Raw genomic sequence first — 21,666 nt, forward strand, 5'->3', positions numbered from 1 at the left:
AAATCAGCAGCCAAGGCTAATCAAAACGGTGCCACTGTGTTGAAATGCCATATTGCGAAAACTGCAACAAGGAGCCCTGCATGGCATTGGACATGCTGCGTGAAATCCAGGCCTTCGTCAGCGTTGCGCACAAGCGCAGCTTTGTCGCCGCCGCCCGTGCCCTGGGCCGTTCACCCAGCGCTGTGACGCGTGCGGTGCAGGCGCTGGAAGACAATGCCGGAAGCAAGCTGCTCAACCGTAGCGCCAGCACCGTATCGCTGACCGAGGCCGGCGAGCGACTGCTGCCCCATGCTGAGCGCTTGCTGGATGTGCAACGCGACGCCGCCGACGAACTGGCAGCCTTGACCGGCACGGCTCAGGGCTGGATCCGCTTCGCCGCGCCTGAACTGTTCGCGCAGCAGGTACTGCCTGGAGTAATGGCAGCGTTTACCCAACGCCATCCACACGTCACCCTCGATGTGCAGTTCAGCGATCTCAACCTCGACCCACTGCAGGGCAAGCTGGACTTTGTCGTGCGCGGCGCCTTTCCCCAATCCAGTGAGCTGATCGGCTACCCGTTGTGGACGTATCGCCGCCACCTGTATGCCAGCCCTGATTACCTTGCCCGCGCAGGCACCCCGCATGAGCCCGAGGCACTGAGCGAGCATGGCCTGATCCTGCACACCGCGCCGCGCATTCTCAAAGCCTGGCACTTCTGTCGCGAGGGCCGCATCACCCGCCTGCAGCCGCGCCCAAGCCTGCGCCTGAGCGCGGGCAGCGCGGTGTATCACAGCGCGCTGGCCGGTGCCGGCATCGCCCGCCTGGCCGACTGGCTGGCCGAGCCGCAAGTCAAGGCTGGCAAGCTGGTGCGGGTGTGCCCCGCCTACCGCCTGACCTCGAGCAGCGGCCAAGACCCGCAAATGCATGCGGTGTACCCTTCCGGTGATCTGCCCGCGCGGGTCCGCGATCTGCTCCAGGCGCTGCGCCGGGCTCAGCCGTGAATCCATGAAGGCCGTTGCGGCGAAACCACTGTTCATTTTCTGCTCAATTTAACAGAGCCCGCCAACGGCCTTACTTACAGCGATTTATCCACAGACCTACCCACGTTTTCTGTGGACAGAATTCCCATGGCAAAGAACGACTTATCGCACACGCAGCAACGCCGCGCTGGCCTGTTTGCGCTGTAGAAAAGAGGGGCATCAACGTAGCGGATCAGGCCCGTCCGCTGAAGGGACGGGCCGATGGATTGGCGAAGTGGTTCAGCTTGGCGGGATCGTCCCGAGCAGACCAATCAGGATTGTCAGCAGCAGAAAACCACCCAGAAACAGAGCGAGCTTGCTCATTGGAACCTCTACAGTGAGATGACGAGAAGGTTGGGCCTGAGCAGTATTTTCGGTTATTGAGCTGATACGGTTACAGATGCAGGTTGGAAGAAAAAAAGCAGATCAGATGAGCTATCGCCCCAGCGCCGTAGCTGGAGGAGCGGGCTCGCCCCCCGAAGAGGCCAGCCCTGGCACCTGGCACAATCAGCCCAGCGCCCGCAGCTTTTCAGCCGGCAACCAGCCCAGTTCACCATTGACCTGGCGACGGCACCACACCCAGCCATTCAAGAGACGCAAGCCCTCGACCAACTGCCCTGGGTCTACATCAAGCTCATGCGCCGAGTACTGCTCGAGGGCCCTGCCCTGCGCGACACTCAGGCGCTCGATCACCTGTGCAGGGACCCAGCCCGCCTCCTGCCCCGCGCAACTGCACAGGTACCAGTCCTGCCAGGACTCTTCACCTTCATAACGCTGACCGATCGCCAGCATTTCGCCCTTGGCAAAACGAATCGGACGCGGATACTCGCTGCGATGCCCTTTGATCACGACGTACTTCACAAGCCTCTCCTTGGCTGCGGCAAACTGCCGATCCTATCAGGCCATTCGACATAACCCGACGCAGTGCGCTCAGAGCACCATGACCATCTCGTGCCAGGCCATGCCACCATGATCAGAGGCCGACGGCTGCACATAGCGGTAGCCGAACTTCTCGTACAAGCCAACATGCCGGTCCTTGCACATCAGGTGGATGGTGGCCTTGGCGCGATCGCGCATCTGCTCGACAAAGCGCGCCATCAGCAACCCGGCATAACCTCGGCCCTGAAAGGCAGGGTCGACCACCACCGACATGATCACCACGTTAGCCGCCTGTGGATCATGGCCAACCAGTTCCTTGAAGGCCTCATCGGACATCACCACCTGCTCGGCACACCCGCTGTTGATGAAACCGACCACTTGCCCATCGAGTTCGAGTATCAAAAAGCCCTCGGGGTATTGCGCGATGCGCGTGGCGATCTTCTCGCGGGTCGCGGCTTCGTCGCCCTCATAGGCGCTGGTTTCGATCTGGAAGCAGCGATCCACATCGTGCGAGGTGGCCTGGCGAAAGGTCGGAGTGCTCATGTACCTGTCCGTGATGTGAAGAAGGCCAACATGCTAGCGCAACTGATGGCTGTGGGTTGATCACCGCCGACCAACGCCGCGCCGATGCATCGGTCCGACCGTGCGTCCAGCAGGCCAATTGCAACATATCGTTTCATCATCCCTGCGGTACGCCCGCGGCGCTCCTGCCTGAGCAACGTCAGCAAGAAAACTGTGCGAAACAGCCGGAGCGCGACAGCCAGAGGGTTTGCGCTTGCCCCTTCCACATAAATAGAAATGGGCACTCTGGTTAGCTTGTAGGAAGTTTCAGATGCTCAAGTAGGACAGATACTACGACCTACATCAGACTGTATGAAAACGCAGTTATCGCGCATTGAATTGAACTGATACGGTCCGTGTTTTCCTACAACGGCACGGACGCCAGCACTCAGAGACACACATGGAAACGTTCAATAGCTCCGCTATCGCACTGCAGAAAGTCCTGCTCAACCTGCGCCAGCAGCGCGACCAGTTCAGGGCCACGGGGCATCATCAAGACGCCGAAGACCTTGCACCGATCATTGCTTGCATAGAGGCTGCACTCGCCAGCCTGAAAGGTGAATTCAAGCCAACGACGTTGCAGTGAGAAGGCTGGCACGTTGCCGCCCACATGACCTGATTGAAACAGATCAAGGAAATGAAAGATCAAGCGCTGATGCTCGCCGCATGACTGACAAGCAACACGGCGGGTCACCGACGTCAAATTCTGCAAGAGGAAGGAGGCTGAACGTAAATGGGCGGTCGGTCAGGGGCACATGCTCCGCTGCACCGCCTATTCGGACTTGCCTTCAAGACCTGCCAGCGCGCGCTCAGCGGCCTCGAGGAAAATCCGGCGAAGGCTCTCGCCTTCCGACTTCACGATCACTTTGGCGGCGAGCAACCCCTGCGTGAAACCAAGACCCAGGCTCTTGGCGCCCAACAGCTCCTCGCGATCGCCAGCATCAGCGATGTCTCCCAGGTACAGGGCAGCGGGATGTTCGTAGCGCTCAAGCAGTTTCAGCGCACGTAGCGCGTTAACCGAAATGGCGAACTGGGCGGCAGCATCCCCGCCCAAGCTTAAATGCTCGAACTGAAGCAGGCTGAGACGGTCTGTGGCGGTCATGGCGAATTTCCCTTCCCTTAATGTGAGCGTTCAAATCTGAGCGTTCCGCACCCAGTGCTCGAATGGCAAAACAATTGAGCAGTAGGTTACCAGAAGGAAGGTGTGACAGCGCAGGCGTGAGTTGATTTCAAGCAATGCCAAGTGCTCTTCAGAGGCAGGATCCGACAGGAGGTTGGCTTGCCTGCTTCAGCCGCCAGCCACTTGCAGTCCTCACGCCTCGTAATTCCTTGACGCCAGGCCCTGCCTACTGGGTTGACGGCCTTGAGTGGCGTACCGCCTTGCCAACCCCACCCCCCAGGCCAAGGCGCGGGTCATTGATTCGCCAGGCCTCGAATCGAATGCCTCCTCATGCAGTGCCATGCCGCTTGCAGCATAGACACCGACGAACATTTGCGTGCTACCCGTGCGTGACAACCTAACTTGCACATCGATGTGAGTACCGTCGTCCAGCGTCTGCTCGTGGGTCCGATGGTGGAGCATCGGGTCAGCCCAATTCCAGTACACGTCACCTCGAATCCGCATGCCGCCCCTCCTACGACTTTAGTCTTATACATTGTCATCCCACCTTAGCCCGGCACGGCATTTGCGCAACGCCATACAACGGCAAATGACCTGGAATCAGACCACTGGCCAGTGTCCGGATGACAAGCAGGAGAGTTTGTACAAAATTCAGGCAGAACAGTGACCTGAGATCGCCAAGGCTGCGGGGAAACTAACGAATGACGCACATGCCTGTCACTTAACGGACTCGCGCTTGATGAACATCATGCCAAAGAACCAGCCGCCGAGGATGGACAGGTAGATCGAGGAGTATTCGCCGACGGTGAAGGACAGCCAGAAGTTGATGGCCGTGGTCACGGCGAACGCGAAGAAGAACTGCTTTCGGGAAAAGCGGCTGAGGTAGCGCGTGGTGACGGCGTTTAGGGCCTTGAGTTTGTTCATTGCACTCTTCCTTGAGATACCTGGGCAATCCTGACCTTGAGGCGGTCTGGAGACCGGCTCCTGCTGCGCCTGAGCATCGCTTTTTCAGGCCTCCAAAACGCAAAAAACCCTGACGAGTCAGGGCTTTTTGTACTGAATGTGGCGGAAGCGTAGAGATTCGAACTCTAGGATAGTTGCCCATCGACGGTTTTCAAGACCGTTGCCTTAAACCACTCGGCCACGCTTCCGGAACTGCTTTTTGCGGCCGCCATAATACCGTAATGAAACAAGCTGTCAAACTCTCTGTGTCGCGGGCTTCAACGGCTCTGGTATGCTCTGAGCATCCATAGGTTTCAACCCCACAGGAGTGTCGCCATGCGCGAACAGGATTATGCCGTACAACACGGCCAGCAGGTCGAGCAGCGCGAGGTCAGCAAAGTCCTGCGCAACACGTACAGCCTGCTGGCGCTAACCCTCGCCTTCAGCGGTGTGATGGCCTTCGTCGCGCAGCAGATGCGCGTCGGCTACCCGAACATCTTCGTTGTACTGATCGGCTTCTACGGGCTGTTCTTCCTGACCAACAAGCTGCGTGATTCGGTCTGGGGCCTGGTCTCCACCTTCGCCCTCACCGGCTTCATGGGCTTCATCCTTGGCCCGATCCTCAACCGCTACCTCGGCATGGCCGGTGGCGCTGAAGTGGTCAGCTCGGCGTTCGCCATGACCGCACTGGTGTTTGGTGGTCTGTCGGCCTACGTGCTGATCAGCCGCAAAGACATGAGCTTCCTCAGCGGCTTCATCACTGCAGGCTTCTTTGTCCTGCTGGGCGCCGTCGTTGCCAGCTTCTTCTTCCAGATCAGCGGCCTGCAACTGGCGATCAGCGCCGGCTTCGTGCTGTTCTCGTCGGTCTGCATCCTGTTCCAGACCAGCGCCATCATCCATGGCGGCGAGCGCAACTACATCATGGCAACCGTCAGCCTGTATGTTTCGATCTACAACCTGTTCATCAGCCTGCTGCAGCTGTTCGGCATCATGGGTCGTGATGACTGATCGTTGATCTGCCAGGGAAAGCCCGCTTCGGCGGGCTTTTTTTTGGGTTCTTCACGGAATGTTGCGGGTGATGAACTGTTGGCTTGGCTTTGGAATTGTGGACTTATCCATTTGATGTGGTGGCCGCACTGGCCCCTTCCGCCCTTACGGCCATCCCTTTCAAGGTCTCTGCGTTAGCTTTGGATTTCATCATGGAGGCCAGCAATGCCGGGGGTGCTGCGCACCCCTTGTGTCGCGAAATGAGGGCGAAGCCCTCACCAACTGACTCACAACCACACACAATCCCAAGGCGGGAAATCGCCGGTTGTCCTTACCAGGCGTGCACGTTTTCTTTGACGCAATTGGTGAGATGAAGCCAAGACAGTCGTGACCGGATTCAGTGGGCGAACGGATCGTATCTGGAGGTGATGCCGGTGAGGGCTGCGCCCTCAATTCGCGACACAAGGCCGCTCCTACAGTGATCGCGCTAACGCTCAGGTTTTATTCAAGACAGTTGCTCAAACAGAGGTGCGGGCCTCCATGATGAAATCTGGAGGTAATGCAAAGCCCTTGAAAGAGCCGGTCCTCGCGACAAATGCGCTCAAGGCCTACCCCAATCGCCAAGCGCCCCGTAGAATGCGCTCCTTTTTTCTTCCGGGGCAGCTCCCATGAGTTCAATCGAACAAGGGCCAGGCGCGGCAACGCCTGCCAATGAACTGGTCCTTGGACTAGAGGACAAGCCGCGGCCGCTGATCGGCATGCTGGCTGCGCTGCAACACCTGCTGGCCATCATCGTACCGATCGTTACCCCGGGCCTGTTGATCTGTCAGGCGTTGGGCGTGTCGGCGCGTGATACCAACCTGATCGTGTCGATGTCGCTGGTCATCTCGGGTATCGCCACCTTCGTCCAGTGCCGGCGTTTCGGCCCCTTTGGCGCAGGGCTGCTGATTGTTCAGGGCACCAGCTTCAACTTCGTTGGGCCGCTGATTGCCGGCGGCGCGTTGATGGTCAAACAGGGCACGCCGGTCGAGGGCGTGATGGCCGCGATATTCGGTGTGGTCATCGCTGGCTCGTTCATCGAGATGGGCGTATCGCGCATCCTGCCGTTCATCAAGCGCCTGATCAGCCCGCTGGTCACCGGTATCGTCGTGTTGATGATCGGCCTGACCCTGATCAAGGTCGGCCTGATCAGCATGGGCGGCGGCTTTACCGCGATGGCCAATGGCACCTTCGCCAATGGCGAGAACCTGCTGCTGTCAGGCGTGGTGCTGGCAATTATCGTCGTACTCAACCGGATCCCGGTGGTGTGGATGCGCAGCTGCGCCATCGTCATCGCCCTGGCCGTGGGCTACGTACTGGCCGGTTACCTGGGCCGCCTGGACTTCACCGGCATGCACGAAGCGGCGCTGTTCCAGGTGCCGATGCCGCTGCACTTTGGCCTGAGCTTCTCCTGGGCGCTGTTCATCCCGATGCTGGTGATCTACCTGGTGACCTCGCTGGAAGCCATCGGTGACGTCACCGCCACCAGTAAAGTGTCGCGCGAGCCCGTCGAAGGCCCGGTATGGATGCAGCGGATCAAAGGCGGTGTGCTGGTCAACGGCGCCAACTCGCTGCTGGCCGGTGTGTTCAACACCTTTCCCAGCTCGATCTTCGCCCAGAATAACGGCGTGATTCAGCTGACCGGTATCGCCAGCCGCCATATCGGCATCTGGATTGCTGCCATGCTGGTGCTGCTGGGCCTGTTCCCAAGCGTTGCCGGGGTTATCCAGGCGGTGCCGGAGCCGGTACTGGGTGGCGCGGCGATGGTCATGTTCGGGGCGGTGGCGGCTTCGGGGATCAACATCCTCGCCAGCACCCGTCTGGATCGCCGCGCGCTGCTGATCATTGCTGTGTCCCTGGCGCTGGGCCTGGGCGTGGCACAAGTACCGGAGTTCCTCGCGCACATGCCGTCGGCACTGCGCAACGTGCTCGAGTCAGGTGTCGCCACTGGGGGGATCTGCGCTCTGGTGCTGAACTGGTTCCTGCCGGAGAGCAAGGACCAGCACTAAACCCCGGCTGATCCAGCAAGAGCCCGCGCCGACAGACGCGGGCTTTTTTGCTTTATCATGGCGCCATCACGTTGCAAGAGCCTCCCATGAAATTCGCCATCGCGGTTTTTTCCCCGGCCCATGCGCCCTCCTCGCGCCGCGCGCTGCGCTTCGCCGAAGCGGCCCTGGCCGGCGGGCATGAGATTGCCCGGCTGTTCTTCTATCAGGACGGGGTGCACAGCGCTTCGGCCAATATCGTCGCCCCCCAGGATGAACTGGACGTGGCCGCGCAGTGGCGCGCCTTTATCGATGCCCACCAGCTTGACGCGGTGGTCTGTATTGCCGCGGCGCTGCGCCGTGGCGTACTGGATGCAACCGAAGCCAACCGCTACCAGCGCCCCGCCGTGAACCTGCCGGCGCCTTGGGAACTGTCTGGCCTGGGCCAACTGCACGAGGCGGCCCAGCTTGCCGACCGCCTGGTCTGTTTCGGAGGTGATTGAAATGGCCAAATCCTTGTTGATCATCAGTCGCCAGGCCCCCTGGAATGGCCCGTCCGCCCGCGAGGCACTCGACATCGCCCTGGCCGGTGGTGCATTCGACCTGCCCTTGGGCATGCTGTTTCTCGATGACGGCGTCTTCCAGCTCGACGACGCCCAGCAACCCGCCACGCTGCAGCAGAAAAACCTCGCCGCCAACCTGCAGGCGCTGCCGATGTTCGGCGTCGACGCGTTGTTCGCTTGCGGTCACAGCCTCGCCGAACGCAGCCTGGATGCTGGCAGCCTGGCGCTGCCGGTCGAGGTGCTGGACGACACGGCCCTGGCCGCGCTGATTGGCCGTTATGACCAGGTGGTAACACTCTGATGACGACCCTGCATGTAATTGCCCACTCGCCTTTCGGCGACAGCCGACTGGCCAGCTGCCTGCGCCTGATCGGCACGCACGACGCCCTGCTGCTCTGCGGCGATGCGGCGTACGCCCTGCGTGACGGTACCCAGCCGCAGCAACTGTTGCAGGCGGCGCAGCTGGAAAACCGCCTGTACGTCCTCGCTGAGGACCTGCAGGCCCGCGCCATCGACAGCACCCTGGCCAAGGCGGTGGACTACCCCACGTTTGTCGAGCTGTCGCTGCAATACGACAAGGTAAACAGCTGGCTATGAATACCCTGACTGTCGGCGATCGGCAGATCGCCCTGGACAAGGACGGCTTTCTGGTCGACCTGCAAGACTGGTCTCCGGTGGTCGCCGAGGCCCTGGCTAGACGCGAAGCTATCGTCCTGAGCGCTGACCACTGGGAAATCCTTGAGGTCCTGCGCCAGTTCTATCAGGAATTCGAACTGTCGCCGGCCACTCGCCCGCTGATCAAATACACCGCGCTCAAGCTGGGCCCGGAAAAAGGCAACAGCCCGCACCTCAATCGCCTGTTCAACGGCACTCCCGCCAAACTTGCCGCCAAGCTGGCGGGCCTGCCCAAGCCGACCAATTGCATATGACCGAACTCTCGCCCCCCGCACTTCGCCCACTGACCCTGGAAACCCCGGCAGAGCATCCCTTTGCCGAATTCGTGCGCATCCTCGGCAAAGGCAAGCGCGGCGCCCGCGGCCTGACCCGCGAAGAGGCCCGCGCTGCGATGACCCTGCTGCTCGAAGGCAAGGTCGAGGATACCCAGCTCGGGGCCTTTCTGATGCTGTTGCGGCACAAGGAAGAGAGTGCCGAAGAGCTGGCCGGCTTCACCGAGGCCCTGCGCGCTCACCTGCAGGCACCACAGATCGCCGTCGACCTCGACTGGCCCAGCTATGCCGGCAAGAAGCGCCACCTGCCGTGGTACCTGCTGGCGGCCAAGTGTCTTGCCGGCAACGGCGTGCGCATCATGCTCCACGGCGGTGGCGCACACACGGCGGGTCGCCTGTATACCGAGCAATTGCTGAGCCTGCTGGAGATCCCGCTGTGCCGCGACTGGCAGGCGCTGGCCACTACCCTCGATGAACAGGGCCTGGCGTTTTTCCCGCTGCAGGACTGGGCGCCGCAATTGCAACGGATGATCGACCTGCGCAACACTCTCGGCTTGCGCTCGCCGATCCACTCGCTGGCGCGCGTGCTCAACCCGCTGGGCGCGCGCTGCGGCCTGCAGAGCATCTTCCACCCTGGCTACCAGGCAGTGCACCGCGAGGCCAGCCGCTTGCTCGGCGATCATGCGCTGGTGATCAAGGGTGATGGTGGCGAGATCGAGATCAATCCGGACGTCGCCAGCCACCTGTACGGCACCTCCGGTGGCGCCAACTGGGATGAAGAATGGCCAGCGATGAGCGCCCAGCGCCATGTCAAACCTGCCAGCCTCGAACCCGAGCAGCTGCTGGCGGTATGGCGCGGCGAAGCGCAAGACAGCTATGGCGAGAAAGCCGTGCTGGCGACCATTGCCCTCGCCCTGCGCGGCTTGGGTGAGCAGCGCGAGCAGGCGTTCGCAACCGCCAAGCGCTATTGGGCTGCCCGCAAAGACATCGAATAAACCGATAGGAACAGTGCAGTCTTTGCGCTATTTATTCGAACGATAATCCCTAGACTGGGCTCCAACGACAAACCACTTTGTTCCGAGGAGCTCACCATGGGTCTTTTGATTGACGGCCGCTGGCATGACCAGTGGTACCAGACCAGCAAGGACGGCGCGTTCCAGCGCGAGAACGCACAACGCCGCAATCAGTTGCCTGCCCCTGAAGCTGGGCGTTATCACCTGTTCGTTTCGCTGGCCTGCCCCTGGGCTCACCGCACGCTGATCCTGCGCGCCATCAAAGGTCTGGAGCCGTTGATTGACGTTTCAGTGGTGAGCTGGCTGATGGGCGAACACGGCTGGACCTTCGACCAAGCGCAAGGCTCCACCGGCGACAAGCTCGACGGCTTCGATTACCTGCACCAGCGCTATACCCAGGACGACCCGAGCTACACCGGCCGGGTTACCGTACCGGTGCTGTGGGACAAGCAGGAACAGCGCATCGTCAACAACGAGTCGGCCGAGATCATCCGCATCTTCAACAGCGCCTTCGACGAGCTCACCGGCAACCGCCTGGACCTCTACCCTGAAGCGCTGCGTACCACCATTGACGACTTGAACGGGCGGATCTACCCAACAGTTAACAATGGCGTGTACCGCGCAGGCTTCGCCACCTCGCAGGATGCCTACGAGGCTGCCTTCGACGAAGTGTTCAACGAACTGGACCACCTGGAAGACCTGCTCAGCCGCCAGCGCTACCTGGCAGGCGAACACCTGACCGAAGCCGATGTGCGCCTGTTCACCACCTTGGTGCGCTTCGATGCGGTGTACCACGGCCACTTCAAGTGCAACCTGCGCCGCCTGAGCGACTACCCGAACCTGTCCAACTGGCTGCGCGAGCTGTACCAGTGGCCGGGAGTGGCAGGGACGGTGGATATGGAGCACATTCAGAAGCACTATTACCTGAGCCACAAGACCATCAACCCGAATGGCATTGTGCCGAAGGGGCCGTTGCAGGACTTTGGTTTGGCGCATGATCGGGAGCGCTTGGTAGGGCGTGGGATCTGGCAGCGCGGGTAAACACGGCGTCTGCTGAAGAAATTGGGGCCGCTGTGCGGCCCTTCGCGGGGCAAGCCCGCTCCTACAGGATCTGCGTTGGTGTGAGAGACGCAGATCCTGTAGGAGCGGGCTTGCCCCGCGAAGGGCTGCACAGCAGCCCCAACTGCACTAGTCCTGAGACCCTTCAAACCAGGCCAGCTTCTCGCGCAACTGCACCACTTCGCCGACAATCACCAAGGTCGGCGCATGTACTTCATGCCGGGCAACCAAGTCTGGCAGATCCGCCAGGGTCCCGGTAAACACCCGCTGGTTGCGGGTAGTGCCCTGCTGCACCAGCGCAGCCGGCGTGCTGGCCGCGCGGCCATGGCGGATCAGCTCGGCACAGATGGTCGGCAAGCCAACCAACCCCATGTAGAACACCAAGGTCTGCGCAGGCGCCACCAGGTCATTCCAGGGCAGATTGCTGGTACCGTCCTTGAGATGACCGGTCACGAAGCGCACCGACTGGGCATAGTCACGATGGGTCAGCGGAATCCCGCCATACGCAGAGCAGCCACTGGCAGCAGTAATGCCCGGCACCACCTGGAACGGAATGCCATGCTCGGCCAGTTCTTCGATCTCTTCGCCACCTCGGCCGAAGATGAACGGATCACCACCCTTCAAGCGCAACACCCGCTTGCCCTGCTTGGCCAGATCGACCAACAGCTGGTTGATCTGCTCCTGCGGCACGGAATGATCCGCACGGCGCTTGCCGACGTAGATACGCTCGGCATCACGCCGACACATGTCGATGATCGCCGGCGCCACCAATCGGTCATAGAGCACCACATCGGCCTGCTGCATCAGGCGCAAGGCACGGAAGGTCAGCAGGTCCGGATCACCCGGTCCGGCACCGACCAGGTACACCTCACCGCCCTGCTGCACCGGCGCACCGTCAACCATCGCCTGCAACAAACGCTCTGCTTCAGCCCCCTGCCCGGCCAACTGGCGCTCGGCAATCGGCCCTTGGAAGACCGTCTCCCAGAAGCCCCGCCGCTGGTTGACGTCCGGGTACAGGGTTTTCACCTTGTGCCGAAAACGCGCCGCCAGACCGGCCAGTTCGCCATACGTGGAGGGGATCCAGGTTTCCAGCTTGGCGCGGATCAACCGCGCCAGCACCGGCGCATCGCCGCCACTGGAAACGGCCACCACCAGCGGTGAGCGGTCGACGATCGCCGGGAAGATCACCGTGCACAGGGCCGGCGCATCTACCACGTTGACCGGCAGGCTGCGCGCCTGGGCCTCGGCTGAGACCTGGGCGTTGAGCGCAGGGTCGTCAGTGGCGGCGATCACCAACCGGCAACCCTCGAGGTCGGCGACTTGATAGCCACGTACGTGGACCTCGCCACCTCCCTCACGGGCCATGGCTGCGAGTTGACCGTCGACGTCTGGCGCCACCACGCGCAGCGCGGCGCCGGCGTCAGCCAGCAACCGCGCCTTGCGCAAAGCGATTTCACCACCGCCGACGACCAATACCCGGCCGCCCTGCAGCTTGTGGAACAGCGGCAGGTAATCCATTTAGCCGATGACCTCAACGCCACCCATGTACGGCTTGAGCACGTCCGGGACGCGGATCGAACCGTCGGCCTGCTGGTAGTTCTCGAGCACCGCAACCAGGGTACGGCCAACCGCCAGGCCCGAACCGTTGAGGGTGTGCACCAGCTCCGGCTTGCCGGTTTCCGGGTTACGCCAGCGCGCCTGCATACGGCGCGCCTGGAAGTCACCGCAGTTCGAGCAGGAGCTGATCTCGCGGAACTTGTCCTGGCTTGGCACCCAGACTTCCAGATCGTAGGTCTTGACTGCGCTGAAGCCCATGTCGCCGGTGCACAGGGCCAGCACCCGGTACGGCAGCTCAAGCAGCTGCAGCACGCGCTCGGCGTTGGCGGTCAGGCCTTCGAGGGCTTCCATCGACTTGGCCGGCTCGACGATCTGAACCATCTCGACCTTGTCGAACTGGTGCTGACGGATCATCCCGCGGGTATCGCGACCCGAAGCACCCGCTTCACTGCGGAAGCACGGCGTGTGGGCGACAAACTTGATCGGCATCTGCTTGGCGTCGATGATCTCGCCGGCAACGATGTTGGTCAGCGACACTTCGGCGGTCGGGATCAGGTAGAAGTCCGCTTCGCCCTCGCGGGTGATCTTGAACAGGTCTTCCTCGAACTTCGGCAGCTGGCCAGTGCCCTGCAGGGCTGGCGCTTGCACCAGATACGGGGTGTAGGCCTCCTCGTAACCGTGCTCGCTGGTGTGCAGGTTGATCATGAACTGGGCCAGTGCGCGGTGCAGGCGGGCAATCGGGCCGCGCAGCAAGGCGAAACGAGCGCCAGACAGCTTGGCCGCGGTCTCGAAGTCCAGGCCGCCAGTCAGTTCACCCAGCGCAACGTGGTCCTTGACCTCGAAGTCGAACTGGCGCGGCGTGCCCCAGCGGCGCACTTCGACGTTGGCGTCTTCATCCGGGCCGACCGGCACGCTTTCGTCCGGCAGGTTGGGGATGGTCAGGACGATACCGTCCAGTTCCGCCTGAATGCTGTCCAGCTCGTTCTTGCCGGCGGCCAGCTCATTGGCCATGCCCTCGACCTCAGCCATCAACGGGGCGATGTCTTCACCCTTGGCCTTGGCCTGACCGATGGACTTGGAACGGGCATTACGCTCGGCCTGCAGTTGCTCGGTGCGGGTCTGCACCGCCTTGCGGCGTTCTTCCAGTGATTCGATGCGCGCGACATCCAGGCTGAAGCCACGGGAGGCCAGGCGGTTCGCCACTTCCTGAAGTTGGCCGCGTAACAGTTTGGCATCGAGCATATCGTTCTCTCGTTATGTGTGTGTGGTTCAGAATTTGGTTAGAGACAGGCCGGCCCACGTCGCGAGCAGCCCGCCGATGACGCTGATAGTGGTATAGCCCAAGGCAAGCGGTATCTGCCCGTTTTCCAGGAGCCGTACGGTATCCAGCGAAAAAGAAGAAAAGGTGGTCAGGCCGCCGAGAAAGCCGACGATCAGCCCGGCGCGCAGTTCGACCGGCACCATCGGCTTGTGCAAGAACAAGCCATAGAGCAGGCCGATCAGCAGGCAGCCAACCAGATTGACCGCCAGCGTACCGAGATAGAAGTGCCGTGGCCAGTGGGCGCTGACCCAGTTGCTGGTGGCGAAGCGCAACAGCGTGCCGGCTACGCCGCCCGCGCTGACAGCGGCAATCAGGGCAATCACGGCTTTCTCCGTTGCCGCGGGCTGTTGCGGTCGAGCTCGGCCAAGTGGCGCAGCTTTTCACCGATTTTCAGTTCCAGACCGCGCGGTACCGGTTGGTAATAGGCGCGTGGCTCCAACGCATCCGGGAAGTAGTCTTCACCGGCGGCGTAGGCATCCGGCTCGTCATGGGCATAGCGGTATTCTTCGCCATAGCCGAGCTGCTTCATCAGTTTGGTCGGTGCATTGCGCAGGTGCAGTGGCACCTCCAGCGAGCCGTGCTCGGCCGCTTCGCGCAGGGCGGTCTTGAAGCCGACGTACACCGCATTGCTCTTCGGCGCGCAAGCGATGTAAGTGATCGCCTGGGCTACGGCCAGCTCGCCTTCGGGGCTGCCGAGGCGCTCCTGCACATCCCAGGCCGCCAGGCACAGGCTCAAGGCCCGAGGGTCGGCGTTGCCGATATCCTCACTGGCCATGCGCACGACCCGGCGGGCGATATACAACGGGTCACAGCCGCCGTCGAGCATGCGCGCATACCAGTACAAGGCGCCGTCGGGGTTGGAGCCGCGCACGGACTTGTGCAGCGCAGAAATCTGGTCATAGAACGCCTCACCGCCCTTGTCGAACCGGCGCCGGCTGTCGCCGAGCAGGCTTTGCAGCATCTCGACGTCGATCTCACTGCCATCGTCGGCAAGGTCAGAGGCGTTTTCGAGAAAGTTGAGCATGCGCCGGCCATCGCCGTCGGCGGCGGCCATGAGCATCTTGAACGCCTCGTCGCCAACCGTCAGCTGGCGCTTGCCCAAGCCGCGCTCCTCGCTCAGGGCGCGGTCGACCAGCTTGCGCAGGGCTGCCTCGTCCAGGCTCTTGAGCACATAGACGCGGGCCCGCGAGAGCAAGGCGTTGTTCAGTTCGAAGGACGGGTTCTCGGTGGTCGCGCCGATGAAGATCAGCGTGCCGTCTTCAACGAACGGCAGAAAGGCATCCTGCTGGGACTTGTTGAAGCGGTGGACTTCGTCAACGAAGAGGATGGTCCGCCGGCCGTACTGGGCGGCTTGCTGCTTGGCCACCTCGACCGCCTGGCGGATTTCCTTGACCCCGGCCAGTACCGCTGAAACCGTCTCGAAATGAGCATCACAGAACTGCGCCAGCAGCCGCGCCAGGGTGGTCTTGCCCACCCCGGGCGGGCCCCAGAAGATCATCGAGTGCAGCGCACCCTGCTCCAGCGCTTCGCGTAGCGGCTTGCCCCGGGCCAGCAGATGCTCCTGACCGACATACTCGTCCAGGTTGGACGGGCGCAGGCGGGCGGCCAGGGGCTGGGCGACGGGTTCGCTTCGAAACAGGTCCATGACGCTCTCTCGTTACTCCTGGATGACGTCTGCGCCAGCCGGGATCTTGAACTGGAACTTGTCCGCCGGGACGGCCTGGTTGGCCTTGACCCCATTGAACAGGATATTGGTGCGCTGGCCGACACTGTCGATCAGTTGCATGTCGTTGATCAGGCCCTTGCGGAATGATACGCGCAGCGAGTCGAACAGGGTGTCCTTGGTTTTCGGCTTCAAGGTGAAGTCCATGACCTCGCCCTGCTCCTTGGAGACGATGTCAAAGCTCTGGCTGATCTTCGACACATCGCCCGACAGCAGCAGCGCCGGGGTCTGGTTCAGGCGCACGTCGAGTTTCTTGACGGTGGCCTGCTCCAGATCCGGGTCCCACAGGGTCACGTTCTTGCCATCCGACACCACCACCTGCTCCTGGGGAGCATCGGTGTGCCAGTAGAACAGGCCAGGACGCTTGACCGTCATCTTGCCTGTGGTCTCCTGCAGGCTGGTGCCGCCGGCATCCAGGGTCAGTTGGGAGAAGTTGGCCTCGATGGTCTGCGACTTCTCGAGCAACTGGGTCAAACGCGCCACGTCCTGCTCACCGGCCTGAGCCGACAGGGTGCCCAAGGTCAGGGCAGAAACCAACAGCATGCGAATCGCGCGCATGGGAATCCTCGTAGAACAGTGAATGGGCCGGGCCCCAGCGTTGGCGCCCGGCAAGGTGATCATTAGTCGCGTGGGCCGCCCGGAGCAATCACTTCGCGCGAGCCGTTGGTGTTCATCGGGGTGACGACGCCGGCCATCTCCATCGACTCGATCATCCGCGCGGCGCGGTTATAACCGATCTTCAACTTGCGCTGCACCGCGGAAATCGACGCGCGACGGCTTTCCAGGACGAACTGCACGGCCTCGTCGTAGAGGGCATCGGTTTCGGCATCATCACTGTCGCCGCCACCGCCGCCACCGTCAAAGCCGCTACCGGCTTCTTCGACGCCGCTGAGGATGTCGTCGTTGTAGTCCGGCGCGCCACGCAGTTTCCACGCCTCGACCACGCGGTGGACCTCTTCGTCGGAGACGAACGCACCGTGGACGCGGATTGGCAGGCTGGTGCCCGGCGGCATGTAGAGCATGTCACCGTGGCCGAGCAACTGCTCGGCGCCGCCCTGGTCGATGATGGTCCGCGAGTCGATCTTGCTCGACACCTGGAACGCCATGCGGGTCGGAATGTTGGCCTTGATCAGGCCGGTGATGACGTCAACCGAGGGCCGCTGGGTGGCGAGGATCAGGTGGATACCGGCCGCACGGGCCTTCTGCGCGATCCGAGCGATGAGCTCTTCGACCTTCTTGCCGACGATCATCATCATGTCGGCGAACTCGTCGACCACCACCACGATGGTCGGCAGGGTCTTCAGTGCAGGTGGCTCGTCATCCATGCTTTCGCGGCGGAACAGCGGGTCGTGGATGACTTCACCAGCTTCCTGGGCGTCCTTGATCTTGCGGTTGAAGCCGGCCAGGTTACGCACGCCCATCGCTGCCATCAGCTTGTAGCGCCGCTCCATCTCGGCCACGCTCCAGCGCAGCGCGTTGGCGGCGTCCTTCATGTCGGTGACCACCGGGCAGAGCAGGTGCGGAATGCCTTCGTAGATCGACAATTCGAGCATCTTCGGGTCGATCATGATCAGTCGCGCGTCTTCCGGGCCGGACTTGAACAGGATCGACAGGATCATCGCGTTGACCCCCACCGACTTACCCGAACCGGTGGTACCGGCCACCAGCAAGTGAGGCATCTTGGCCAGGTCGGTGATCACCGGCTTGCCGCCGATGTCGTGGCCCAGGGCCAGGGCGACGGGCGACTTGGCCTCGTCGTACTGCGACGACGAAAGCACTTCGGAGAAACGCACCATCTGCCGGTTCTCGTTGGGGATCTCGATGCCGACCGTGGTCTTGCCAGGGATCACCTCGACCACCCGCACGCTGGTCACCGCCAGCGAACGGGCGAGGTCCTTGGCCAGGTTGGAGATGCGGCTGACCTTGACGCCTGCGGCCGGCTGGATCTCGTAACGGGTAATCACCGGGCCCGGATGAATCGAGTCGACCGAGACTTCGACGCCGAACTCCTTGAGCTTGATTTCCAGCAGATGGCCGACGCCGGCCAGCGATTCTGGCGAGTATTCGATCTTCTTTTCTTCTGCCGGGTCGAGGATGGAGATCGACGGCAGGGTGCCCTCGACCGCGCTGTCGACAAACAGCGGGGCCTGTTTTTCTTTCTGCACCCGCTTGCTCGGCTCGGGCGCCTTGACCGGCGCCGGCATGATCACCGGTGCCGGCTGCTGTTCGCGCTGGGCAACGTGCTTGGTCAGGGCATCGTCACGCTCGATGATGCGCTCACGGGCCTTGACCTGCTCACGCTTGTCGGCAACCACCGGCGCGACCACGACATTGACCTGCTCATCCACTTCGCGCAGCTGGGCTACCAGGCGCTTGCGCTCGTTGCGCGCCTCCCACCAGCGATTGGCCGCGCCTTGCACCAGCTCGAACAGGTCGAGGGTGATCTTGCCGGTAAGGTCCATGACCTTGAACCACGACAGGTCGGTAAACACGGTCAGGCCGAACAGGAACAAGGCAATGAACATCAGCGTGCTGCCCTGCACGTTCAGCAGGTTGCGCGCCAGGTCGCCAAGGCTTTCGCCCAGGGCGCCCCCGGCGGAGAACGGCAGGCTCGCCGACGGGTGGAAATGGATATGCGCCAGCGCCGCGCCCGACAGCACCAGGAACACCAGCCCGATCAGCCGCCAGGAGAATAGCCAGCCGCTCCACTGCCACGGCTGGTGCCGTTCGCGGAAGATCTGCCAGGTCTTGATTGCCAGCAGCAACGGGAAGATATAGGCGAAATAGCCCAGCACCATGAACAGGATGTCGGCGAAGTAGGCACCGGCGCGGCCGGCGGCGTTCTGCACCTGGTCGACATTGCTCGTATGGGTGAAGCCCGGGTCGGCCGTGTCGTAGGTCAGCAGGGCCATCCACAGGTACAGGCACAGGGCACCGACGGCGATCAGCGCACCTTCCTTGAGGCGGTAGTGCAGCTGCTGACGCCACAGGGGCACAGGCAGAGGGGGCGGAGTTGCGGTGGATTTCTTCAAAACGCGTCTATTCCTGCGCTTGCTGCGCGTCCAGTAGTGATCGACCCGGTGTTCGGCCAATGAACCACTACTTTTAACATTACTGCCCGCCAGCCGCCATGGGCGGCACGCCAGAGACGGCGTGAGGAGGCAATCTTCTATGCGTGCAATTTGAGCATGCATTTTCTTTTGTGACAAAGGCTTATGCTGTGTTTTTGCACAGGTGTGACAACAAAGCGTGCAGATGGTGCCGGATAGCTGATTAATGTGTAGGAAATCTACCCCCCATGGCCATGATTGACCTCGATTCCCGCTCGCGCCATGCTGGCCTCCCTCCCCTCCCCCACCGCATTGGACGCCCATGCTCACCTGGCTGACCCGCGACTCGCTGACCTTCCCGCCGCTGGCAAAGGCCCTGCAGGAGCCCAACGGCCTGCTCGCCGCCGGCGGTGATCTGACCCCTGAGCGCCTGATCCAGGCCTACCGCCATGGCTGCTTCCCCTGGTACCAGGACGGCCAGCCGATCCTCTGGTGGTCACCCGACCCACGCACCGTGCTGTTTCCCGAAGAGCTGCACGTGTCGCGTTCGCTGGCCAAGCTGATCCGCCAAGGCCGCTACCAGGTCAGTTTCGACACGGACTTCGCCGCAGTCATCGCGGCCTGCGCCGCACCACGCGATTACGCCGACGGCACCTGGATCACCGACACCATGCGCGCCGCCTACTGCGAGCTGCACCGGCGCGGCATCGCCCACTCGGTTGAAGTGCGCCTAGACGGTGAGCTGGTGGGCGGCCTGTACGGCCTGGCGATGGGCCAGCTGTTTTTCGGTGAGTCGATGTTCAGCCGTGCCGACAATGCCTCCAAGGTCGGTTTCGTGACCCTGGTCGAGCACCTGCGCCAAGCCGGTTTTGCCCTGATCGACTGCCAGATGCCGACCAACCACCTGCATAGCCTCGGCGCCCGAGCGATCAGCCGCGACAGTTTTGCCGACCATCTGGCGCGCCACCTCGATCAGCCCAGCAGCGCCAGCTGGGTTCGCTAGGCGAGTTTGCAGAGCTGGCTTACACTTAATGCAAAGTCTTGCCGAGGGGTTGATCATGACAGAGTTGGCGCGGTTGAAGTTTTATGCCACTCAACCCCACTCCTGCAGCTACCTGCCGGACGAACAGGCCACTACGCTGTTCCTCGACCCTAGCCAGCCGATGGACGTGCATGTGTATGCCGACCTGTCGGAGATGGGCTTTCGCCGTAGCGGCGATCACCTTTATCGCCCGCATTGTCAGAACTGCAACGCCTGTGTACCGGCACGCATCCCCACTGCGCGGTTCATCCCCAACCGCCAGCAACGACGAATTCTCAAGCGCAACAGCGACTTGACCGTGACCGCCGCACGCCCGGCGTTCAAGGAAGAATATTTCGACCTGTACCGGCGCTATATCGAGCAGCGCCACAGTGATGGCGACATGTATCCACCCAGTCGCGATCAGTTTTCCACCTTTTTGGTGCGCGATCTGCCATTCTGCTGGTTCTACGAGTTTCGCCTCGAGGGTCGTCTGCTGGCGATTGCCGTCTGCGACATGCTGCCCAACGGGCTTTCTGCGGTCTACACCTTCTACGAGCCTGATGAAGAGCGCCGCAGCCTGGGGCGCTTCGCCATTCTCTGGCAGATCACCGAAGCCCTGCGGCTAAACCTCGAAGCGGTCTACCTTGGCTACTGGATCAAGAACTGCAAGAAGATGAACTACAAGACCCAGTACCGCCCCATCGAACTGCTGATCAACCAACGTTGGGTCAGCCTCAATTGAAAGCATTGGCTTGAAATACTCTTTTCGGGCATAATCCACGCCACTTTTTTGCCCGGTGCAGTTGCGCGTCGGGCCTACACTGGATACCGAGGGCTTTACTGCATGTCGAAAGAAGACAGCTTCGAAATGGAAGGCACTGTCGTCGACACCCTGCCCAACACCATGTTCCGCGTGGAGTTGGAAAATGGGCACGTCGTAACCGCGCATATCTCCGGGAAAATGCGCAAGAACTACATCCGTATTCTCACTGGCGACAAGGTCCGCGTCGAGCTGACGCCTTATGACCTGAGCAAGGGCCGCATCACCTACCGCGCCCGTTAAGCTCCAGCCATGAAAAAGCCCGGCCAATGTGCCGGGCTTTTTTGTGGTTTTGCGCGGAGTGTTGAGGGATATGATCTGTTGGCTTGGCTTGGCTGGCTGGCTGGCGGGCTTAGGCATCGTGGGCTTATCCATTTGATGTGGTGGCACCACTGGCCCCTTCCGCCCTTACGGCGGGTCACTTTTTTTCTTGGAAAAAAGTAACCAAAAACCGCTTGCTCCATCATACGGCCCTTCGCTGCGCTCCGGGTCCCCTCGCTCCGGTCTTGCTCCGGGAGGACCGCGCTGTACGGCCCATCCTGGGCCTCAGCGCTTTCCGGCCATCCCTGGCCTCCACCTCCCTACGCAAGACCTCCACTCGGCCTCCTGAAGTCGCGAAGTTACGGGCGGAGCCTGGGCTGGCGTTGTTTTTGATAGTGGCAGTTGGGGTGGACATTCTGGCCTCTTCGCGGGACAAGTCGGATCGCCGCACCGCCGCTCCTACAGGTATGGCGCCGAATTCAAAATTTGCGTAAATCCTGTAGGAGCGGGCTTGCCCCGCGAAGAGGCCGGTACTGCCAATGCAAATCGCAGGGCGCAGCCCTGCCAGCCACACCACAAATCCTCTCGTAAACAAACAAAGCGAGAGCGCAGCGATTCGCCCGCCGTTGCCCTGGCTGTTGATCTTGATCTTGCTATTGATCTACCAGCGACCTGCACTCGGCCTACTGAAGTCGCGACGTTACGGGTGGTGTCTGGGCTGGCGTTGTCTTCGATAGTGCCATGGGTGGTGGATATTCGGGCCTCTTCGCGGGGCAAGCCCGCTCCTACAGGTATGGCGCCGAATTCAAAATTTGCG

At 61.8% G+C, this 21,666-nt stretch carries 24 protein-coding genes and 1 tRNA gene; 13 read left to right on the forward strand and 12 right to left on the reverse strand.

Features of this window, described 5'->3' with window-relative positions:
- The first annotated feature begins 80 nt into the window (after positions 1-80).
- Positions 81-980: a LysR family transcriptional regulator gene (locus J3B00_RS19530; protein ID WP_209870490.1), complete on the forward strand. Its 900-nt coding sequence runs from the start codon at positions 81-83 to the stop codon at positions 978-980.
- Between the two features lie 525 nt (positions 981-1,505).
- Here J3B00_RS19530 and J3B00_RS19535 read toward each other — a convergent pair.
- Both J3B00_RS19535 and J3B00_RS19540 read right to left on the reverse strand, forming a co-directional pair.
- On the reverse strand, positions 1,506-1,859 hold the full coding sequence (locus J3B00_RS19535) for an SH3 domain-containing protein (protein WP_209870494.1): 354 nt from the start codon (positions 1,857-1,859) through the stop codon (positions 1,506-1,508).
- 69 nt (positions 1,860-1,928) lie between these two features.
- Entirely contained in the window at positions 1,929-2,420 is a 492-nt protein-coding gene (locus J3B00_RS19540; protein WP_209870497.1) for a GNAT family N-acetyltransferase, read from the reverse strand.
- Positions 2,421-2,838: 418 nt separating this feature from the next.
- Between J3B00_RS19540 and J3B00_RS19545 the strand changes: the two genes are divergently transcribed.
- Entirely contained in the window at positions 2,839-3,024 is a 186-nt protein-coding gene (locus J3B00_RS19545) for a hypothetical protein (protein ID WP_209870499.1), read from the forward strand.
- Between the two features lie 186 nt (positions 3,025-3,210).
- Here the strand turns inward: J3B00_RS19545 and J3B00_RS19550 are convergent, their stop codons facing one another.
- From J3B00_RS19550 to J3B00_RS19560, 4 genes are all read right to left on the reverse strand, one after another.
- Complete coding sequence (locus tag J3B00_RS19550; protein WP_209870503.1) at positions 3,211-3,540, reverse strand: hypothetical protein; 330 nt, start codon at positions 3,538-3,540, stop codon at positions 3,211-3,213.
- A gap of 210 nt (positions 3,541-3,750) precedes the next feature.
- Complete coding sequence (locus J3B00_RS26750) at positions 3,751-4,062, reverse strand: hypothetical protein (protein WP_245362593.1); 312 nt, start codon at positions 4,060-4,062, stop codon at positions 3,751-3,753.
- 213 nt (positions 4,063-4,275) lie between these two features.
- Entirely contained in the window at positions 4,276-4,482 is a 207-nt protein-coding gene (locus tag J3B00_RS19555; RefSeq protein WP_209870506.1) for a hypothetical protein, read from the reverse strand.
- 139 nt (positions 4,483-4,621) lie between these two features.
- Positions 4,622-4,709 (reverse strand) — tRNA-Ser (locus J3B00_RS19560).
- Positions 4,710-4,836: 127 nt separating this feature from the next.
- Here J3B00_RS19560 and J3B00_RS19565 point away from each other — a divergent pair.
- The 8 genes from J3B00_RS19565 to J3B00_RS19600 all read left to right on the forward strand — a co-directional run bounded on the left by J3B00_RS19565 (position 4,837) and on the right by J3B00_RS19600 (position 11,075).
- A complete protein-coding gene (locus J3B00_RS19565) occupies positions 4,837-5,508 on the forward strand; it encodes a Bax inhibitor-1/YccA family protein (protein ID WP_119140474.1) in 672 nt (223 codons plus the stop codon).
- 647 nt (positions 5,509-6,155) lie between these two features.
- Complete coding sequence (locus J3B00_RS19570) at positions 6,156-7,535, forward strand: uracil-xanthine permease family protein (RefSeq protein ID WP_209870510.1); 1,380 nt, start codon at positions 6,156-6,158, stop codon at positions 7,533-7,535.
- An 86-nt stretch (positions 7,536-7,621) separates the two neighbouring features.
- The gene (tusD, locus tag J3B00_RS19575; RefSeq protein ID WP_209870513.1) at positions 7,622-8,014 is read left to right on the forward strand and encodes a sulfurtransferase complex subunit TusD; all 393 of its coding nucleotides are present in this window, start codon (positions 7,622-7,624) and stop codon (positions 8,012-8,014) included.
- 1 nt (position 8,015) lies between these two features.
- A complete protein-coding gene (gene tusC / locus J3B00_RS19580) occupies positions 8,016-8,375 on the forward strand; it encodes a sulfurtransferase complex subunit TusC (protein ID WP_209870518.1) in 360 nt (119 codons plus the stop codon).
- Positions 8,375-8,671 (forward strand): sulfurtransferase complex subunit TusB, encoded by a 297-nt coding sequence (gene tusB, locus J3B00_RS19585; protein WP_209870521.1) that lies wholly within the window; start codon positions 8,375-8,377, stop codon positions 8,669-8,671. The genes tusC and tusB overlap by 1 nt, the downstream gene beginning before the upstream one ends.
- The gene (locus J3B00_RS19590; protein ID WP_209870524.1) at positions 8,668-9,003 is read left to right on the forward strand and encodes a TusE/DsrC/DsvC family sulfur relay protein; all 336 of its coding nucleotides are present in this window, start codon (positions 8,668-8,670) and stop codon (positions 9,001-9,003) included. The genes tusB and J3B00_RS19590 overlap by 4 nt, the downstream gene beginning before the upstream one ends.
- A complete protein-coding gene (locus J3B00_RS19595; RefSeq protein WP_209870527.1) occupies positions 9,000-10,016 on the forward strand; it encodes a glycosyl transferase family protein in 1,017 nt (338 codons plus the stop codon). Before J3B00_RS19590 ends, J3B00_RS19595 begins: the two co-directional genes overlap by 4 nt.
- 96 nt (positions 10,017-10,112) lie before the next feature.
- Entirely contained in the window at positions 10,113-11,075 is a 963-nt protein-coding gene (locus J3B00_RS19600) for a glutathione S-transferase family protein (protein ID WP_209870530.1), read from the forward strand.
- Positions 11,076-11,222: 147 nt separating this feature from the next.
- Here J3B00_RS19600 and cysG read toward each other — a convergent pair whose 3' ends face one another.
- The 6 genes from cysG to ftsK all read right to left on the reverse strand — a co-directional run bounded on the left by cysG (position 11,223) and on the right by ftsK (position 18,726).
- Complete coding sequence (gene cysG / locus J3B00_RS19605) at positions 11,223-12,611, reverse strand: siroheme synthase CysG (RefSeq protein ID WP_209870535.1); 1,389 nt, start codon at positions 12,609-12,611, stop codon at positions 11,223-11,225.
- The gene (gene serS, locus J3B00_RS19610) at positions 12,612-13,892 is read right to left on the reverse strand and encodes a serine--tRNA ligase (RefSeq protein ID WP_209870538.1); all 1,281 of its coding nucleotides are present in this window, start codon (positions 13,890-13,892) and stop codon (positions 12,612-12,614) included.
- 27 nt (positions 13,893-13,919) lie between these two features.
- Positions 13,920-14,294, reverse strand: coding sequence for a fluoride efflux transporter CrcB (crcB, locus tag J3B00_RS19615; RefSeq protein WP_209870542.1), 375 nt, complete (start codon positions 14,292-14,294; stop codon positions 13,920-13,922).
- The gene (locus J3B00_RS19620) at positions 14,291-15,616 is read right to left on the reverse strand and encodes a replication-associated recombination protein A (protein WP_209870545.1); all 1,326 of its coding nucleotides are present in this window, start codon (positions 15,614-15,616) and stop codon (positions 14,291-14,293) included. The genes crcB and J3B00_RS19620 overlap by 4 nt, the downstream gene beginning before the upstream one ends.
- Positions 15,617-15,628: 12 nt before the next feature.
- Positions 15,629-16,252 carry an outer membrane lipoprotein chaperone LolA gene (lolA, locus tag J3B00_RS19625; RefSeq protein WP_209870549.1) on the reverse strand — a complete coding sequence of 208 codons (624 nt, stop codon included), beginning with the start codon at positions 16,250-16,252 and terminating at the stop codon, positions 15,629-15,631.
- Positions 16,253-16,314: 62 nt separating this feature from the next.
- Positions 16,315-18,726, reverse strand: coding sequence for a DNA translocase FtsK (gene ftsK / locus J3B00_RS19630; RefSeq protein WP_209870552.1), 2,412 nt, complete (start codon positions 18,724-18,726; stop codon positions 16,315-16,317).
- A gap of 340 nt (positions 18,727-19,066) precedes the next feature.
- Between ftsK and aat the strand changes: the two genes are divergently transcribed.
- From aat to infA, 3 genes are all read left to right on the forward strand, one after another.
- Positions 19,067-19,747 (forward strand): leucyl/phenylalanyl-tRNA--protein transferase, encoded by a 681-nt coding sequence (gene aat / locus J3B00_RS19635; RefSeq protein WP_209870556.1) that lies wholly within the window; start codon positions 19,067-19,069, stop codon positions 19,745-19,747.
- 55 nt (positions 19,748-19,802) lie between these two features.
- On the forward strand, positions 19,803-20,510 hold the full coding sequence (locus J3B00_RS19640; RefSeq protein WP_209870559.1) for an arginyltransferase: 708 nt from the start codon (positions 19,803-19,805) through the stop codon (positions 20,508-20,510).
- 102 nt (positions 20,511-20,612) lie between these two features.
- Positions 20,613-20,831 (forward strand): translation initiation factor IF-1, encoded by a 219-nt coding sequence (gene infA / locus J3B00_RS19645; RefSeq protein WP_002553999.1) that lies wholly within the window; start codon positions 20,613-20,615, stop codon positions 20,829-20,831.
- The last annotated feature ends 835 nt before the right edge of the window (positions 20,832-21,666 follow it).

The sequence above is a fragment of the Pseudomonas sp. BP8 genome (genome assembly GCF_017875955.1).
Lineage (GTDB): Bacteria > Pseudomonadota > Gammaproteobacteria > Pseudomonadales > Pseudomonadaceae > Aquipseudomonas.